The organism is Streptomyces sp. NPDC025833 (genome assembly GCF_055558055.1).
Genome location: NZ_JBVHNF010000026.1, coordinates 50,605 through 69,978 on the forward strand (window position 1 = coordinate 50,605; position 19,374 = coordinate 69,978).

General features: G+C 75.1%; 1 protein-coding gene and 1 pseudogene. Both read right to left on the reverse strand.

All coding sequences use genetic code 11. From position 1 onward, the window contains the following. Positions 1-6,576 (reverse strand): annotated as a pseudogene (locus ACZ4K2_RS34065) (type I polyketide synthase); the annotation flags it as partial. 102 nt (positions 6,577-6,678) lie between these two features. Beyond that, on the reverse strand, positions 6,679-19,374 hold a 12,696-nt coding region (locus tag ACZ4K2_RS34070; RefSeq protein ID WP_467769997.1), incomplete at its 5' end, for a type I polyketide synthase.

The following is a 19,374-nucleotide window of genomic DNA, read 5'->3' on the forward strand; positions in this document are numbered from 1 at the left end:
TCACGCGAGGCCGAGTTCGCGGTCGATGAAGTCGAGGACCTCGTCGGTACTCGCCTCCTGGAGCTGTGCGGCGGCGGTCTCACCGGGGTTCGCGGACGGTTCCCGGGGCTCTTGCCCGGCGCGCCAGGCCGTGAGGAGCCGGTCGATGCGGGTGCCGATCGCGGAGTGGTCGTAGGCGTCGACGCGCAGCCGGGTGAGCCGCTCCTCCAAGCGGTCGAGGGCGTCGAGGAGGGCGGGGATCTCGGCCGCGGCGGCGTCGGGGACGAGTTCCTCGAAGAGGTGGTCGGCGAGGTCGGCCGGGGTGGGGTGGTCGAAGACGAGGGTGGCGGGCAGCCGCAGGTCGGTGGCGGCGTCGAGCCGGTTGCGCAGTTCGACGGCGGTGAGGGAGTCGAAGCCCATCTCGGTGAAGCCCCGCAGGGGGTCGACGGCGTCCGGGCCGCCGAGGGCGAGGACGGTCGCGGCGTGGGCGCGCACGAGGTCGGTGAGCAGGCGCCGCTGGTCGTCCTCGGGCAGCGCGGACAGCCGGCGTACGAGGTCGTCGGCGGGTTGCTCCGGGGTGGCGGCGGGCTGGGCGCTGCGGCGGCCGGGGGCGGGGGCCGGGCCGCGCGGGGCCGGGGGTGCGGTGGTGGTGGCGTCGACGCGTACGGGCATCAGGACCGGGGCGGGGAGGGCGGTGGCGGCGTCGAAGAGAGCCAGGCCCTCGGTCGCGGTCAGCGCCGGCATGCCGGCGCGGGCGGCCTTGGCCCGGTCGACGGAGGCGCTGATCGCGCTGGCCTCGTCCCACAGTCCCCACGCGAGGGAGACGGCGGGCAGGCCGGCGGCGCGGCGGTGGTGGGCGAGGGCGTCGAGGTAGGTGTTCGCGGCCGCGTAGCCGCTTTGTCCCGCGCCGCCGAGGACGCCCGCCGCCGAGGAGTACAGGACGAACAGGGCGAGGTCCGCGTCGGCGGTCAGCCGGTGCAGGTGCGTCGCGCCGTCCGTCTTGGGGCGCAGGACGCGGCGCAGCCGCTCCGATGTCAGGGAGGTGACGACGCCGTCCTCGACGACGCCGGCCGCGTGCACGACGGCGGTCAGCGGGTGGGCGGAGGGGATGCCCGCGAGCAGGCCGGCGAGGCGGGCGCGGTCGGCGACGTCGCAGGCGGCGATCTCCACGCGGGCGGCGCCGAGCGCGGTCAGCTCCTCGCGCAGGTGCCGGGCGCCGGGGGCGTCCTCGCCGGTGCGGCTGGTGAGCAGGAGGTGGCGGGCGCCGTGCCGCGTCACCAGGTGCCTGGCGAGCAGGACGCCGAGTGCTCCGGTGCCGCCGGTGATCAGGAAGGTGCCCTCGGGGTCGGGGGCGGCGGGCACGGTCAGCACGATCTTGCCGGTGTGCTTGGCCTGGCTCATGTACCGGTAGGCGTGGGCGGCGTCGCGGATGTCCCAGGTGCGCACCGGCAGCCGCTCGAGGGCGCCGGACTCGATCAGTTCGACGATGTCGGTGAGGATGCGGCCGATGCGCTCGGGGTCGGCGTCGACGAACGGCTGGTAGGTGGTGCCGGGGTGGGCGGCGGCCGTGGCGGCGGGGTCGCGCAGGTCGGTCTTGCCGATCTCGATCAGCCGGCCCCCGGGAGCGAGCAGCCTCAGTGAGGCGTCGACGTACTCGCGGGCCAGGGAGTTGAGGACGACGTCCACGCCGCGTCCGCCGGTCGCCTCGGTGAAGGTCTCCTCGAAGGCGAGCGACCGGGAGGTCGCGAGGTGCTCGTCGTCGACGCCCATCGCCCCTAGCGTGTCCCACTTGCCGGGGCTCGCCGTGCCGTAGACCTCCGCGCCGAAGTGGCGGGCCAGTTGGACGGCGGCCATGCCGACACCGCCGGCCGCCGCGTGGACGAGCACCGATTCGCCGGGTTTGAGCCCGGCGAGGTCGAACAGGGCGCGGTAGGCGGTGAGGAAGGCGATCGGCACCCCTGCGGCCTCGGCGAAGGTCCAGGTCCGCGGGATGCGGACGACGGCCCGGTGGTCGACGACGGCGACCGGGCCGAGCGAGGCGGGCACCACGCCCATCACGCGGTCGCCGGGCCGCCACTCCCCCGCGTCCGTGCCGACCTCGGTGACCACGCCCGCGCCCTCGGTGCCCATGCCGCTCTGGCCGGGGACCATGCCGAGGCCCACGAGCACGTCACGGAAGTTGAGCCCGGAGGCGCGCACCGCGACGCGTATCTCGTGCGGGGCGAGCGGGCGGGCGGCGGGCGGGTAGGGCAGCGGCGCGAGCCGGCCGAGGTCGCCCGCCGAGGTGGTGTCGAGGAGCCAGGGCTCGTCGGGCAGGACCATGCCGGGCTCGGCGGGGACGATCTGCGGGGTGAGGACGGTGCCTTCGCGGACGGCGGTCTGCGGGGCGCCGTCGGCCAGCGCGGCCCCGATCGCGTCGGGCAGTGCGGCCAGGGACGCGGGGCCGGGTCCGAGGTCGACGAGGAGGATCCGGCCGGGGTGCTCGGCCTGCACGGAGCGCAGCAGGCCCCACACCGGGGCGTGGGCGAGGTCGGTGACGTCCTCGCCGGGGCGGGCCGCGACCGCGCCCGAGGTCACCACGGCCAGCGGGGCGCTCTGCCCCGCCGCGAGCGACAGCCAGCCCTGCACGGTGTGCAGCATGCGGTCGACGGCCCGGTCGGCGGCGCTCGGCAGGGCCGCGGCGGCCACGGGGGCGAGGGGCAGGAGGACGACGGAGGGCGCCGTCCGTTCTGCGGCTTCTTCGGCTTCTACGGCTTCTTCGGCGAGGGAGGCGACGTCGGGGTACTCGCGGGCCGTGCGGCCGGCCCTTTCCAGCGCGTCGCACAGGCCGAAGGGGTCGGGGCCGAGGACCGCCCACGAGGTGGGGGCCTCGTACGGCTGCTCGGCGGGGGTCCGCGGGGTCCAGCCGGGGCGCAGCAGGACGCCGTCGCCGCCCGGTCGGGCGGGCGGGGCGGCGGAGGCGGGGCGCATCACGAGTTCGGCGACCGACACCACCGGTTGTCCCGCGCCGTCGGTGGCGGTCAGTTCGACGGTGTCGGGGCCGGTGGCCGCCAGGCGGACGCGGAGCGTGGTGGCCGCGTCGGCGTGCACGGTGACGCCGCTGAAGGAGAACACCAGCCGGGCTTCTCCGGTGTCCTGGCCCAGTCCGGTGAGTCCGCTGGCGTGCAGGGCGGCGTCGAAGAGCGCGGGGTGCAGGAGGAAGTCGGATGCGGCGGCGGTGTGCTCGTCGGGCAGCGCGATGTCCGCGTACACGGCCCCGTCGAGCAGCCAGGCGGCGCGCAGGCCCTGGAAGGCGGGTCCGTAGCCGAAGCCTCCGGCGGCGAGGTCGGTGTAGAAGTCGCTCACGTCGACGGGTTCGGCGCCGGGCGGCGGCCAGGAGGCGGGCCCGGCGGGCTCGGTGGGCGTGTCGGCGGCGGTCGTGAGGGTGCCGCTCGCGTGCCGGGTCCAGGGGGTTTCTTCGGTGGCGTCGCCGGCCGGGCGGGCGTGGATCTCCACGCGGCGCCTGGAGCCGTCCTCGGCCGGGCCGACGGTGACCTGGAGGAGGACCGCCGCGTCGGCGGGCACCGGCAGGGGGGCCTCCAGCATGAGTTCGGCCAGGTGCGGGCAGCCCGCCCGGTCGCCGGCCTGGACGGCCAGCTCCACGAACGCGGTGCCCGGCAGGAGGGCGACGCCCTGCACGGCGTGGTCGGTCAGCCAGGGGTGGGTGGTGGCGGACAGCCGTCCGGTGAGCACCAGGCGTCCGTCGTCCGCGAGGCTCAGCGCGGCGCCGAGGAGCGGGTGACCGGTGGGGGCGAGGCCGAGTCCGGCCGCGTCGGGTGCGGCCTGGCCGGCGTCGAGCCAGTAGCGCTTGCGCTGGAAGGCGTAGGTGGGCAGGGTGACGCGGCGGGCGCCGGTGCCGGCGAAGAACCGCTCGCCGTCGATCCGGGCGCCGCCGAGGTGGATCGCGCCCAGGGCGCGGACGGCGGCGTCCGTCTCGGGCTCGGCGCCGCGCAGGGCGGCCACGCACACGGGGGCCGGGCGGACGGCGGCCAGGCAGTCCTGGGCGAGCGCGGTGAGCACCCCGTCGGGGCCCAGCTCGACGAGGGTGGTGGCGCCCGCGTCGGCGAGGGCCGCGACGCCGTCGGCGAAGCGGACCGTTCCGCGCAGCTGGCGGGTCCAGTGGTCGGCGCTCGCCAGCTCGTCGTCGGTGGCGGGACGGCCGGTGACGTTGGAGATCACCGGGATCCGGGCGGGCGCGGACGGGATGCCGGCCGCGATTTCGCGGAAGCGGTCGAGCATCCCGTCCATGTGGGCGCTGTGGAAGGCGTGGCTGGTGCGCAGGCGCTTGGTCCTGCGGCCCTGTACGGCGAACTGCTCGGCGAGGGCCCGCACGGCTTCGGTGTCTCCGGAGACCACCACGGCCGCGGGCCCGTTGACCGAGGCGAGGTCGACGCCGGTGCCGTGATCGGCGAGAGCGGCGCGTATCTCCTCCTCGGCGGCGGCGATCGCGATCATCTCGCCCCCGGCGGGCAGGCTCTCCATCAGGGTGGCGCGGGCCGCGATGAGGCGCGCCGCGTCGGGCAGGGACCACACCCCGGCGAGGTGCGCGGCGGCGAGTTCGCCGAGGGAGTGGCCGAGCAGCAGGTCGGGGCGTACGCCCCACGACTCGTACAGCCTGAAGAGGGCGACCTGGAGGGCGAACAGGCCGGTCTGCGCGTAGACGGTCCGTCCGAGCAGGTCGGCGGTGGCGGGGTCGTCGGGAGTGAGGACGACCTCGGCCAGCGGGCGGTCGACGTGCGCGGCGAGGTGGGTGTCGAGGGCTGCGGCGGTCTCGTCGAAGGCGTCGGCGAAGGCGGGCCACGCGGCGTGCAGGTGGCGGCCCATGCCCGGGCGCTGGCTGCCCTGTCCGGTGAACAGGAACGCCGTGCGGCCACCGGGGCGGGCCCTGCCGTGTGCGGTGTTCGGCGTGTCCTCGCCGCGTGCGAGGGCGTCGAGGCCCGCGAGGAACTCCTCGGGGTCGCTGCCGACGACGACGGCGCGGGCGTCGAGGGCGGCGCGCGCGGTGGCCAGGGTGTAGCCGACGTGGGCGGGGCGCAGGCCCGGCTCCTCGCGCAGGTGCGCGGCGAGCCGGGCGGCCTGGGCGCGCAGGGCGTCCTCGGTGCGGGCGCCCAGGACCCAGGGGAGGGCGCGGCGGGGCGAGGCGGTCCCGGGGGCGGCGGCGTCCTCGGCCGGGTCGGCCTCGGGGGCGGCGACGTCGGTGTCCTGGGGGGCGGCCGGAGGTTCCTCGATGATCACGTGGGCGTTGGTGCCGCTCACGCCGAACGAGGAGACGCCGGCGCGGCGCGGGCGGCCGGTCCGGGGCCAGGGGGTGGGGTCGGTGAGGAGTTCGACGCCGCCCGACGACCAGTCGACGTGCGGGGTGGGCGCGTCCACGTGGAGGGTCCGGGGCAGCAGTTCGTGCCGCATGGCCTCGATCATCTTGATCACGCCGGCGACACCGGCCGCCGCGCCCGTGTGGCCGATGTTGGATTTGACGGCGCCGAGCCGCAGCGGTCGTCCGGCGGGACGTTCACGGCCGTAGGTGGCCAGGAGGGCCTGGGCCTCGATGGGATCGCCGAGTGTCGTCCCCGTGCCGTGCGCCTCGACGGCGTCGACGTCCTCGGGGGTGAGCCGGGCGGAGTCGAGCGCCTGGCGGATCACCCGCTCCTGCGCCTTGTCGTTGGGCGCGGTGAGCCCGTTGCTGGCGCCGTCCTGGTTGACGGCGCTGCCGCGGACGACGGCGAGCACCGGGTGTCCGAGCCTGCGGGCGTCGCTGAGCCGCTCCAGCAGCAGGACGCCCGCGCCCTCGGCCCAGCCGGTGCCGTCGGCCGCCGCGGCGAACGCCTTGCAGCGCCCGTCGGGGGCGAGGCCGCGCTGACGGCTGAACTCGATGAAGATGCCCGGCGTCACCATCACGGTCACGCCGGCGGCGAGCGCCATCGTGCACTCGCCCTGCCGCAGCGCCTGGGCGGCGAGGTGGATCGCGACCAGCGAGGAGGAGCAGGCGGTGTCGAGGGTGACGGCCGGCCCCTCCAGGCCGAGGGTGTAGGCGATCCGTCCGGAGGCGACGCTCGTCATGCTGCCGGTGCCGAGGTAGCCCTCGACGCCGTCCGGGACGCTGGTGAGGCGCTCGGCGTAGCCCGAGGAGACGACTCCGGCGAACACCCCGGTCCGGCTGCCGCGCAGCGAGGACGGGTCGACGCCCGCGTTCTCGAACGCCTCCCAGGCCGTCTCCAGCAGGAGCCGCTGCTGCGGGTCCATGGCGAGGGCCTCGCGCGCGTTGATGCCGAAGAGTTCGGCGTCGAAGTCGGCGGCGCCGTCCAGGAACCCGCCACGCCGCACGTAGCTGCGGCCGGGCTGGTCGGGGTCCGGGTCGTACAGGCCGTCCACGTCCCAGCCCCGGTCGCCGGGGAAGTCGCCGAGCGTGTCGGTGCCGTCGGCGACGATCCGCCACAGGTCGTCCGGGGAGCGGACGCCGCCGGGGTAGCGGCAGGCCATGGCGACCACCGCGACCGGCTCGGTGGCGGCTGCTTCCATCTCGCGCAGCCGCTGCCGGGTCCGGCCCAGGTCGGCCGTGGCCCTCTTGAGGTAGTCGAGGAGTTTGTCTTCGTTGGTCGACACGCGAGCCCTCTTTCGCCGGGTGCCTGGAGCGAGGCCGGTAGGAGTACGTCCACGTCGGGGTCAGGTGGTGCCCAGTTCCCGATCGAGCAGGTCGAAGATCTCGTCGGCGGAGGAGGCGGCGAGCGCCTCTCCGCTCAGGGCGGGGGCCGGTGCGTCGGCCTCCGCCTGGTCGCGCCACTTCCACAGCAGGGCCTCCAGGCGGCGGGTGACCGCGGCCTGCGTCTCCTGGTCGGACGGGAGCCGGTTCAGGGCGTTCTCCAAGCGGCCGAACGCGCCCTCGGCGGGGGCGGCCGCCGGTGTGCGGTCCAGCGCGAGTTCGGTGGCCAGGTGCGCGGCGAGCGCGGTCGGGGTGGGGTGGCTGAACACGAGCGTCACCGGGAGGCGCAGCCCGAGAGCGGTGCCGAGGCGGCCGCGCAGTTCGACGGCGGCCATCGAGTCGAGGCCCAGCTCGCGCAGCGGTTGGTCGGCGGTGACGTCGTCGGCGCTGTGGCCGAGGACGGCCGAGACGTGGGAGATGACCAGGTCGCTCAGCGCCCGCTGCCGGTCGGCCTCGCCGAGTGCGGAAAGCCGGCGCCGCAGCGCGTCCCCGGCCGCCGTGTCGGGGGCGGCCTCGGGGGAGGTCTCGTCGGCGGTGCGGGCCGTCGTCAGGAGCCTGGGCGCGGAGGGCGCCGCGGCGGCCCGGGCGAGGGTGTCCGCGAACTGCTCGGGGGAAACGGCGCGCAGGGCGAGGGAGCGGACGGTGAGCGCGGGGGCGCCGGTGTCGGTGACGGCGGCCAGCGACAGGGTGCCGGGGGCGCCGCCGTCCGACTCCAACCGGACGCGCAGTGCGGTCACGCCGGCCGTGTGCAGGGTGATCCCGGCCCACGCGAACGGCATCAGGATCTCCTCGGCGTCCTCGGTCTCCAGCGCGCCGGCCGCGCGCAGGGCGGCGGTCAGCAGGAGGGGGTGCAGGCCGTGGCCGGAGGGGGTGCGGCGCTGGTCCGGGGAGAGCGCGACCTCCGCGTAGAGGTCCGTACCGGAGGCCCACACGCCGCGCAGCACGTCGTGGTCGGCGTCGTCCCCGGCGGGGACCGGCAGGGGTTCGCCGGCGGGCGGGGGCCATGCGGCGAGGTCGTCGGCGATCTCCTCCCCGGCGTCGGCGCTGTCCGTGGCGCGAGCGAGGAGCCCGTCGGCGTGGCGGGTCCAGGGACCGGCGGTGTCGGGATCGTCCGGGCAGGAGTGGACGGCGACGGGGCGGGAACCGTCCGCGCGGGCGGCTCCCACCGTCACCTGGACCCGGACGCCGCCGTGTTCCGGGAGCGGCAGGGGGGCGTGGAGGGTGAGTTCCTCGACGGTGTCCAGGCCGGTCGAACGGGCGGCGTGCAGGGCGAGGTCGACGAAGGCGGCACCGGGCAAGAGCGCGGTGCCGGGGGCGAGGTGCTCGGCGAGCCAGGGATGCGTGCGCCGGCCGATCCTGCCGGTGAGGACGACGCCGTCGGTGTCGGCGAGCGCGACCGCCGCGCCGAGCACGGGGTGGGCGCAGGGCACGAGGCCGAGTCCTCGGGCGTCAGCCGTGCCGCTGGTCGCGCCGGTCAGCCAGTAGCGCTCCCGCTGGAAGGCGTAGGTGGGCAGCCCGGTCGGCCGTGGCCCGCTGTCGGTGAGGGTGCTGTGCCAGTCGACGTCGACGCCGTGGACGTACGCCTGGGCGAGGGCGGTCGTGAAGCGGTCGGGGCCTCCCTCGCCGCGCCGCAGTGTGCCGAGCACCGCCGCGCGGGCCCCGGCCGACTCGACGGTCTCCAGGATGCCGGTGGTGAGCACGGGGTGGGCGCTGGTCTCGATGAACGCGTCGTGCCCGGCGTCGAGCAGGGCGCGGACGGCGTCGTCGAGGAGGACGGTCCCGCGCAGGTTGGTGTACCAGTACGCGGCGTCGAGCTCCGTGGTCTCCTCCAGCAGGCCGCCGGTGACGGTGGAGTAGAAGGGGATGTCGGCTGCCCCGGGGGTGATGTCGGCGAGGTCCGTGAGGAGTCGCTCGCGCAACTCCTCGACCTGGGGGGAGTGGGAGGCGTAGTCGACGGGGACGCGGCGCGCCCAGATGCCGTCCCGTTCGCAGTCGGCGAGCAGGGCGTCGAGGGCGTCGGGGTCGCCGGAGAGGGTCACGGAGTGCGGGCCGTTGACGGCGGCGACGGAGATCCGCTCGCCGTGCGGGGCGGTGAGGCCGGCCGCCTGTTCGGCGGAGACTCCGACGGAGGCCATGCCGCCCCGGCCTGCCAGGGCGAGCACGGCGCGGCTGCGCAGGGCGACGACCTTCGCGCCGTCCTCCAGGGTGAGGGCGCCTGCCACGCACGCGGCGGCGATCTCGCCCTGCGAGTGCCCCACGACCGCGGCGGGCCGCACGCCGTGCGCACGCCACAGCTCGGCCAGCGACACCATCACTGCCCACAACACTGGTTGCACCACATCGACCCGCTCCAGCCACGCGTCCGACTCAGAGCGCAGGACCGAGGTCAACGACCAGTCGACGAACGGCCCGAGCGCCTCCTCGCACGCCTGGATCCGCTCGGCGAACGCGGGTGACGCCGTGAGCAGCCCGCCGGCCATCTCGGCCCACTGCGAACCCTGACCGGGAAAGACGAACACCGGACGGGCCTCAGACTGTGCCACCCCCGTGATCGAGTCGACCCCAGAGTCCCCGTCCGCCAACCCCGTAAGGGCCTCGCGCAACCCCTCCGGGGTGGTGGCGGTGACGACGGCCCGGTGGGTGAGGGCGGCCCGGGAGACGGCGAGGGCGTGGGCGAGACCGGTGAGCGCGGGGGCGGCCGCCGTGCCGAGGTGGTCGGCGAGACGGCGGGCCTGGGCGCGCAGGGCCCGGTCGGAGTGGCCGGACAGGAGGTACGGGAGCAGGGTGCCGTCCGGCTGGGAGGGGGCGGGGAGCGAGGGTGCGGCGGGCGGCTGTTCGAGGAGGATGTGAGCGTTGGTGCCGCTGATGCCGAAGGCGGAGACGCCCGCGCGGCGGGGGCGGTCGAGCCGGGGCCAGGGGCGGGGCTCGGTGAGGAGTTCGACGGTGCCGGACGACCAGTCGACGTGCGGGGTGGGGTCGTCGACGTGCAGGGTGGCGGGCAGGACGCCTTCGCGCATCGCCATCACCATCTTGATGACGCCCGCGACTCCGGCCGCCGCGGTGGTGTGCCCGATGTTGGACTTGACGGAGCCCAGGTAGAGGGGGGTTGCGTCGGGCCGTTCGCGGCCGTAGGTGGCGATGAGGGCCTGGGCCTCGATGGGGTCGCCGAGCGCGGTCCCGGTGCCGTGCGCCTCGACCGCGTCCACCTCCCCCGCCGCGAGCCCCGCATCGGCCAGCGCCTGCCGGATCACCCGCTGCTGGGACGGCCCGTTCGGCGCCGTCAGCCCGTTGCTGGCGCCGTCCTGGTTGACCGCGCTGCCGCGCACCAACGCCAGCACCCGGTGCCCGTTGCGCACCGCGTCCGACAGCCGCTCCACGAGCAGCAGCCCGACGCCTTCGGACCAGCCGGTGCCGTCGGCGGCGGCGGCGAACGCCTTGCAGCGGCCGTCCGGGGAGAGTCCCCGCTGCCGGCTGAACTCGACGAAGCCCGTCGGGGTGGCCATCACGGTGACCCCGCCCGCCAGCGCCAGCGAGCATTCACCGCGTTGCAGGGCGCGGGCGGCGAGGTGGAGGGCGACCAGGGAGGAGGAGCAGGCGGTGTCGACGGTGAGCGCGGGACCCTCCAGGCCGAAGGCGTAGGCGACCCGGCCGGACAGGACGCTGCTGACGCTGCCGGTGAGCGCGTAGCCCTCCACGCCCTCCGGAAGGTCACCGCCGCTGCCGTAGCCGCAGGCCGCGCCGCCGACGAAGACGCCGACGGGCCGGCCCTTGACGGCGGTGGGGGCGATACCGGCGTTCTCGAACGTCTCCCAGGCCGTCTCCAGGAGCAGCCGTTGCTGCGGGTCCATGGCGAGGGCCTCGCGCGGGGAGATGCCGAAGAGTGCCGCGTCGAACTCGGCGGCGGTGTCGAGGAACCCGCCCTCGCGCGCATAGGTGGTGCCGGGGCGGTCGGGGTCCGGGTCGTAGAGGGCGTCGAGGTCCCAGCCCCGGTCGTCGGGGAACTCCGACACGGCGTCCACTCCGTCGGCGACCAGCCGCCACAGGTCCTCGGGGCTGTGGACCGCGCCGGGGTAGCGGCAGGCCATGCCGACCACGGCGATCGGATCGCTGTCGAGAGCGGCGAGGGCCGGGGTGTCGCCGTCGGAGTGCCGGCCGGCGCAGTCGAGCTCGTCGAGCAGGTAGGCGGCGAGGACGCCCGGTGTGGGGTGGTCGAACACCAGGGTACTGGGCAGGTCGAGGCCGCTGGCGCGGGCGAGCCGGTCGCGCAGTTCGACGGCGGTCAGGGAGTCGAAACCGAGGTCGCGGAAGGCGCGCCCGGCGGGAGGCAGTTCGCCGGTCGGGAGGGCGAGCGTGGCGGAGACCTCGCGGCGGACCAGGTCGAGGAGGATCCGTTCGCCCTCCTCCGGGGTGGCGCGGCCCAACCGTCGGGTCAGCTCCGGTTCACCGTCCGGCACGTGGCCGGCAGCGGGGCGGCCGGCCTGGGCCTGCTGGACGCGGGCCTCGGGCAGGTCGGCGAGGAGGGCGCTGGGCCGTAGCGCGGTGAAGCGGCGCACGAAGGGCTGCCAGTCCACGTCGGCGAGGACGGTCACCGCCTCGGGCCGGGTCACGGCCCGCGCCAGCAGGGCGATCGCACGGTCCGCGTCCATGGCGCGCAGTCCACGCCGCGCCAGGTGCTCGCCGCTCTCCCCGGCCGCCATCCCGGCACCCGCCCAGGGGCCCCAGGCGAGGGCCGTGGCCGCGAGTCCACGGGAACGGCGGTGCCGGGCCAGGGCGTCGAGGTACGCGTTGCCCGCCGCGTAGGCGCCCTGCGCTCCACTGCCCCAGGTGCCGGCGATGGAGGAGAACAGGACGAAGGCGTCCAGCGGCCGGTCACCGAAGAGCGCGTCGAGGTGCGCGGCGCCGAGCACCTTCCCCTCGGTGATGTGTGCGCAGGTCGCGAGGTCCGTGTCGGTGAAGGGGGCGGCCTGGGCGACGCCCGCCGTGTGGACGACGGCCCGGATCGGGGCTCCCTCCTCCTCGACGTCCGCGATCAGCCGGGCCAGCGCGTCGCGGTCGGCGACGTCGCAGGCGGCGACGGTGACGCGGGCGCCGTGCGCGGCGAGTTCGGCGGTGAGCGCGTCGGCGCCGGGTGCCCGCGCGCCCCTGCGGGCGGTGAGCACCAGGTGGTCCGCGCCTTCGACGGCGGCCCAGCGGGCGACGTGGGCGCCCAGGCCCCCGGTGCCGCCGGTGATCAGGACGGTTCCGGTGGGCTTCCAGCCCGCCGTCCGGTCCGGTGTGACGGTGCGGCGCAGCCGGTGCGTCCAGGCCCCGGTGGCGCGCAGCGCGAGCTGGTCCTCGGTGTCGTCCGCCGCGACGACGCGGGCCAGCCGGGACCACACCCGGTTGTCGGCGTCCGCCGGGACGTCCACCAACCCGCCCCAGGCAGTAGGTAGTTCGAGCGCGGCGGACCTGCCGAAACCCCACGCCTGGGCGCGGTCCGCCGCGGGCGCGGGCTCGGCGCCGACGGCCACCGCCTGCTCGGTCACACACCACAGGGGGGCCGTGCAGCCCGCGTCGGACAGGCCCTGGACGAGGCTCACGGTGTCGGCGAACCAGGCGGTCAGCGCCGGGTGTTCGGGGTGCCGTCCCGGTTCGCCGGCCAGCAGCCACACGATCCCGTCGAGCGGGCCGAACGCGCGGACGCGGTCCGCCGACTCCTCGCGGGACAGACCGGTGGGCAGGCTCAGGGTCTCGACGCGGGCTCCGGCCCGCGCGAGGGCGTCGGCACAGGGCTGGGCCGGGTCCGCGGCGTCGGCGCGGTCGATCACGAGCCAGGTTCCGGTGAGGGGGCGGCCGTCCTTCGGCGTCCACGGCTGCCAGACGGTCTCGTAGCTCAGCGTGCGCTCACGCCGTCCCCGGTGCCAGGAGGCGAAGGCGGGCAACACGTCGGCGAGCGCCTCCTGCCGTTCGTCGGCGAGGTCGAGGGAGTGGGCCACACGCTCGGCGTCGCCCGCTTCGACGGCGGCCCAGAACGCCGGGTCCACGTCGCCCGCCGCGGCGGGTTCGGGGGCGGACGGTTCGAGCCAGTACCGGCGCCGCTGGAACGGGTACCCGGGCAGGTCGACGACCCGTGCCCCACTGCCCGTGAAGAAGGCCGCCCAGTCCACGGGGGCCACGGCAAGGGCACCGGCGAACGTCGCCCACTCCTCCCGGTCGGACCGCAGCAGGGGCTCCGCGACAATGCCGTCTCGCCGCGCCATGGCGGTGAGGACGCTGTCGGGGCCCAGTTCCAGGAACGTCCTCACCCCGGCCGCACGCAACTCCGCCACACCGTCACCGAAGCGGACGGTTTCACGGACCTGACGCACCCAGTACCCCGGCTCCGTCAACTCCCCCGCCGACGCCACCCGACCGAACACGTTGGACACCACCGGCAGCCGCGGCTCCGCAAACGACACACCCTCCAGAACCGCACGGAACTCCGCCAGCATCGGCTCCATCCACGCCGAATGAAACGCATGACCGACCGCCAACCGCTTCGTCTTCCGCCCCAGCCCCTCCAGCGCACCCGCAGCCGCCAGCACAGCGGCCTCGTCCCCGGAGATCACCACCGACGACGGCCCGTTCACCGCCGCGATCTCCGCACCCCCCAGCACACCCGCGACCTCCGCCTCCGCCGCCTGCACCGCCACCATCACCCCACCCACCGGCAGCGCCTGCATCAACCTCCCCCGCGCGGCAACCACAACAGCCGCGTCCCGAAGCGACCACACACCCGCCACATGAGCCGCCGCCAACTCCCCCACCGAATGACCCAGAAGGAAATCAGGACGCACCCCGAACGACTCCACCAACCGGAACAACGCCACCTCGACCGCGAACAACCCGGCCTGCGTGAACACCGTCTCCCCCAGCAACTCCCCCTCCCCCCACACCACCTCACGCACCCCATGCCCCACATGACCCGCCAACTCCCGGTCCAGCTCCGCGACCACCGCATCGAACGCCTCCGCGAACACCGGGAACGCCGCGTACAACCCACGCCCCATCCCCACCCGCTGACTCCCCTGCCCGCTGAGCAGGAAGGCGAGCCGTCCCGCCGCTCCGGCGGAGCCTGTCACCACGCCGGGGGCGGTCTCCCCTCGGCCGAGTGCGTCCAGGGCGTGCAGGAGGTCGGCCGGGTCCGTCGCGGTGAGTACGGCCCGTTCGGACAGCGTGGCGCGGGCGGTGGCCAAGGTGTAGGCGACGTCGGGCAGTCCGGGTGCCGGTGTGGTCCGCAGGAAGGTGGCGAGGGCGCGGGCCTGGGCGTGCAGGGCGTCGGTGGTGTGACCGGAGAGGACCAAGGGCATCGCGGTCGGTCGGGGTTCCGGTGCGGGGGTGGTGGGTTCGGGGCCCTGTTCGAGGAGGACGTGCGCGTTGGTGCCGCTGATCCCGAACGAGGAGACCGCGGCCCGGCGCGGGCGCCCCGTCTCGGGCCAAGGGGTGGACTCGTCGAGCAGGCGCAGGCCTCCCGCGTCCCAGTCGACATGCGGGGTGGGCTCCGCCGCATGGAGGGTGGGCGGCAGGACGCCCTCGTGCATGGCCCGCACCATCTTGATGACGCCGGCCACGCCCGCTGCGGCCTGGGTGTGCCCGATGTTGGACTTGACGGAGCCCAGGTAGAGGGGGGTTCCGTCGGGCCGGCCCTGGCCGTAGGTGGCGATGAGGGCCTGGGCCTCGATGGGGTCGCCGAGCGCGGTCCCGGTGCCGTGCGCCTCGACCGCGTCCACCTCCCCCGCCGCGAGCCCCGCATCGGCCAGCGCCTGCCGGATCACCCGCTGCTGCGACGGCCCGTTCGGCGCCGTCAGCCCGTTGCTGGCGCCGTCCTGGTTGACCGCGCTGCCGCGCACCAACGCCAGCACCCGGTGCCCGTTGCGCACCGCGTCCGACAGCCGCTCCACGACCAGGACGCCGACGCCCTCGGCCGGTCCGAACCCGTCGCCGTCCGCCGAGAACGCCTTGCAGCGGCCGTCGGCGGCAAGTCCGCGCTGGCGGCTGAACTCGACGAACAGGCCCGGTTCCGACATGACGGTCACGCCTCCGGCGAGCGCCATCGTGCACTCGCCGCTCCGCAGGGCCCGCACCGCGAGGTGCAGGGCGACGAGCGAGGAGGAGCAGGCGGTGTCGACGGTGACGGCGGGGCCCTCGAGGCCGAAGGTGTAGGCGACCCGGCCGGAGCCCACGCTCGGCGTGTTCCCGGTGCCGAGGTATCCCTCCAACTCCTCGGGGGCCCGGTCGAGTCGGCCGGCGTATCCCTGGGCGACCAGGCCGGTGTAGACGCCGGTCCGGGTGCCGGTGAGGGAGTCCGGTGCGACACCCGCGTGTTCCAGTGCCTCCCAGGAGGTCTCCAGCAGGAGACGCTGCTGGGGGTCCATGGCGAGGGCTTCGCGGGGGTTGATGCCGAAGAGGTCGGCGTCGAAGAGGTCCGCGTCGTGCAGGAAGCCGCCGAAACGCGCGTAGCTGGTACCCGCGTTGTCGGCGTCGGGGTGGAAGAGGCGGCTCAGGTCCCAGCCTCGGTTGGCCGGGAACTCGGTGATGGCGTCCCCGCCTTCGGCGACCAGCCGCCACAGGTCGTCGGCCGAGCGCACGTCTCCGGGGTAGCGGCAGGCCATGCCGATGATCGCGATCGGCTCGTCGGCGTCGGCGCGGGCCGTCGTCACTTCCCGAGCGGCCGACGCCGGTCGCGCACCGGGTAGCCCGGTGTCGAGGTGGCGGGCCAGTGCTGCGGGGGTCGGGTGGTCGAAGACCAGGGTGGCGGGCAGGCGCAACCCGGTACGGGCAGAGAGCCGGTTGCGCAGTTCGACAGCGGTGAGCGAGTCGAAGCCGAGGTCCTTGAAGCCCCGGTCGGCGGCCACGGCCATCGGGTCGCCGTGCCCGAGGACGGCGGCGACATGCTGCTGGACCAGTTCCAGCAGCACGCGCGAACGCTCGGCGGGCGCGAGCCCGGCGACTTCGTGCTGCCAGTCCGACCCACCCCGCTCCCCTTCGGCCGCCACGGCCCGCCGCACGGGAGCACGGACCAGCCCGTGGAACACACGGGGAAGCGCACCGGTTCCGGCCAGCGTGCGCAAGGCGGCCGTGTCCAACCGCGCGGCCACGACGAGCGCCTGCGGCAGGGACCGGCCGGCGTCGAAGAGACGCAGCCCGAACTCCGAGGAGAACGGCACGAGACCCCCGCGCGCCATCCGGTCCAGGTCCTCGCGGTCGAGGTGCCCGGTCATCCCGCTGGCCTCTCCCCACAGGCCCCAGGCCAACGAGGTGCCCGCGAGGCCGGCTTCCTGCCGGTGCGCGGCGAGAGCGTCCAGGAACGCGTTGGCGGCGGCGTAGTTGGCCTGGGCGGGACCGCCTAGGATTCCGGCGAGGGAGGAGAAGAGGATGAAGGCGGCGAGGTCGTGGCCCGCGGTGAGTTCGTGGAGGTTGAGCGCGCCGTCGACCTTGGCGCGCAGGACGCGTTCGAGGCGCTCGGGGGTGAGTGACTCGATCAGACCGTCGTCCAGTACACCCGCCGCGTGGACGACGCCGGTCAGCGGGGCCGGTATGCGGGCCAGGACGGCGGCGAGCGCCTCCCGGTCGGACACGTCGCACGCCTCGACGACCACCCGGGCGTCCAGCCCCTCGGGGACCTCACCGCCGCTACGGCTCAGCAGGACCAGGTTGCGTACGCCGTGCTCGGCGACCAAATGCCGCGCCACCAGACGCCCCAGCGTGCCGGTACCACCCGTGATCAGGACCGTGCCGTCCGGATCGAGCCGCCTGGGCATCCGCAGCACCAGCTTGCCCGTGTGCCTGGCCTGCGACATGAACCGGAACGCCTCCGGCGCCCGCCGCACATCGAACGACCGCACCCCGATGGGCTCCAGCACCCCGGCCGCGAACAGCGGCATCAGCACGCCGAGCATCTCCGCGACGCCGTCCGCGCCCGCCGCCTCGACCAGATCGAACGCCTGGTAGGAGACACCCTCGTACCGGGCGACCACCTCGGCCGCGTCCCGGATATCCGTCTTGCCCATCTCCACGAACCGGCCGCCGTCGCGCAGCAGCCGCAGCGAGGCATCGGTGAACTCGCCCGCGAGGGAGTTGAGGACCACGTCGACGCCACCGGCGAACTTCTGCTCGAAGTCGAGCGTGCGGGAACTCGCGATGTGGGCGTCGTCCAGGCCCATCGCCCGCAACACATCCCACTTGCCCTCGCTCGCCGTCGCGAAGACCTCGGCGCCGAGATGGCGGGCGACCTGGATCGCCGCCATCCCGACCCCACCCGCGCCGGCGTGCACCAACACCCGCTGGCCGGAGCGGAGTCCGCCCAGCTCCACGAGCCCGTACCAGGCCGTCAGGAAGACCACGGGCACCGAGGCGCCCTGCTCGAACGACCACCCTCCCGGCATCCGGGTGACCATGCGCTGATCGGCGACGGACTGCGGGCCGAAGGCCGGAAACAGCCCCAGGACAGCGTCGCCCATGGCCAGGCCCTCGACCCCCGGGCCGACCTCGGCCACCACCCCGGCCCCCTCGGACCCCATCTCCGTGGCACCCGGGTACATCCCCAGCGCGATCAGCACATCACGGAAGTTGAGGCCGGCCGCCCGTACCTCGACACGCACCTGACCCGGCTCCAGCGGCTCCACCGGAGACCCCGTCAGCGCCAGTCCCTCGATGGTCCCCTCCCCCGACGCCCTAAGATGCCAGGAAGCGGAGGACGGCGGCACGTCGAGAGCCCCACCGCCCGGCACCAGCCGAGGTACGAGAAGACGGCCCTTGCGCAGCGCCGTCTGCGGTGCGCCGCCGCTGATCGCGGCGTCCAGCAGTGCCGCCGACTGCGCGGTGTCGTCGGTGTCCACGAGGGCGAACCTGCCGGGGTGCTCGCTCTGGGCCGTCCTGACCAGCCCCCACACGGCGGCGTGGGCGAGGTTCGGCACGGCGTCGCCCGGCGCGGCGGCCACCGCGCCATGGGTCAGCACCACGAGACACGAGTCGTGCCCTTCCGCGAGCCAAGCCTGGATCCGCTCCAGCACGGCGGCCGTAGCCCGCACGGGCCCGTCCTCGCCGGGGAAGGGCAGGGACGCGCAGTCGAGCAGGGTGACGGGCTGACCCTCCGGAGCGGAGGCGCGGGCCGGAACCCATTCCAGGCGGAAGAGGCTGTCCGCGGTGTCGTCGTCGAGCCGGCCGGCCGTGAACGGGCGAAGGGTGAGGCCCTGCGCCGTGAGGACCGGGCGCCCCGTGCTGTCGTAGGCGTCGACCGTCACGGTCTCGCCGCTCTGGACGGCGAGCCGGACGCGCAGCGACGCCGCGCCGGAGGCCCGCAGGCGTACACCGTTCCAGACGAACGGCAGGCGGATCGCGTCGCCCTCGGCGTCGAGGTCCGTCAGCGCCGCCGCCTGGAGGGCCGCGTCCAGGAGGGCGGGGTGCAGTCCGAAGCGGTGGGCGTGGTCGCGCTGTTGTGCGGGCAGGGCGACTTCCGCGTACACGCCGTCCGTGGCACGCCAGGCGGAGCGGAGTCCTCGGAAGGCGGGTCCGTAGCTGTAGCCCGTCTCGGCCAGGTCGGCGTAGAAGGTGTCCAGTTCGATCGGCTGGGCGCCGGTCGGGGGCCAGGTCGGAAGCGCGAGGCCGTCCGAGGTGGCGGATTCGTGGATCAGCAGGCCCTCGGCGTTCCTCGCCCAGTCCGCATCGGTGTCGTCGTCGGGGCGGGAGTGGACGGAGACGCTTCGACTGCCGTCGGGGTTCGGGGCCGCGACCAGCACCTGAACCTGTACTCCGCCGTGTTCGGGCAGGACCAGCGGGGCCTGGAGGGTGAGTTCCTCGAGAACTCCGCAGCCCGCCGAGTCCCCGGCCCGGATCGCCAGTTCCACGAACGCCGTGCCCGGCAGGAGGACCGTGCCATTGACCGCGTGGTCCCGCAGCCAGGGGTGCGAGGACAGCGACAGTCGCCCGGTGAGCAGGAAGCCCTGCCCTTCGGCGAGGGACACCGACGCGCCCAGGAGAGGGTGCCCCTCACCGGTGAGCCCGAGCCCTGCGACGTCGTCGAGTCCGGCGGAGGCACTGTCGCGCAGCCAGTAGCGCTGGTGTTGGAAGGGGTAGGTGGGGAGGTCGGGTCCGGTCGTGCGGGTGGTGCCGACGAGGGGAGTCCAGTCGACCGGGAGACCATGGACGTAGGCATCGCCGAGGGCGGTGGTGAAGCGGCGCAGGTCGCCCTCACCGCGGCGCAGGGTACCCAGGACGACCGCCGCGTCCCCCACCGTGCCCTCCACCGGCGTGGTCAGCACCGGATGGGCGCTGGTCTCGACGAACGCGTCGAAACCGTCCGCCAGCAGAAGGCGTACCGTCTCCTCGAAACGGACCGTCCGACGCAGGTTCGTGTACCAGTACACGGCATCCAGCGCAGCCGTCTCCACACGCTCCGCCGTGACCGCCGAGTAGAACGGAACCGTCGGCACCATCGGCTCGATACCCGCCAGGTCGGCGAGGATGCGGTCGCGGATCGACTCCACCTGCACCGAGTGCGAGGCGTAGTCCACCGGAATCCGGCGCGCCCAGACGCCGGCAGCGTCACAGTCGGCCAGGAGCCCGTCCAACGCATCCGGCTCGCCCGCGACCGTCACTGAACCCGGACCGTTGACGGCGGCCACCGACACCCGGCCCCCGTA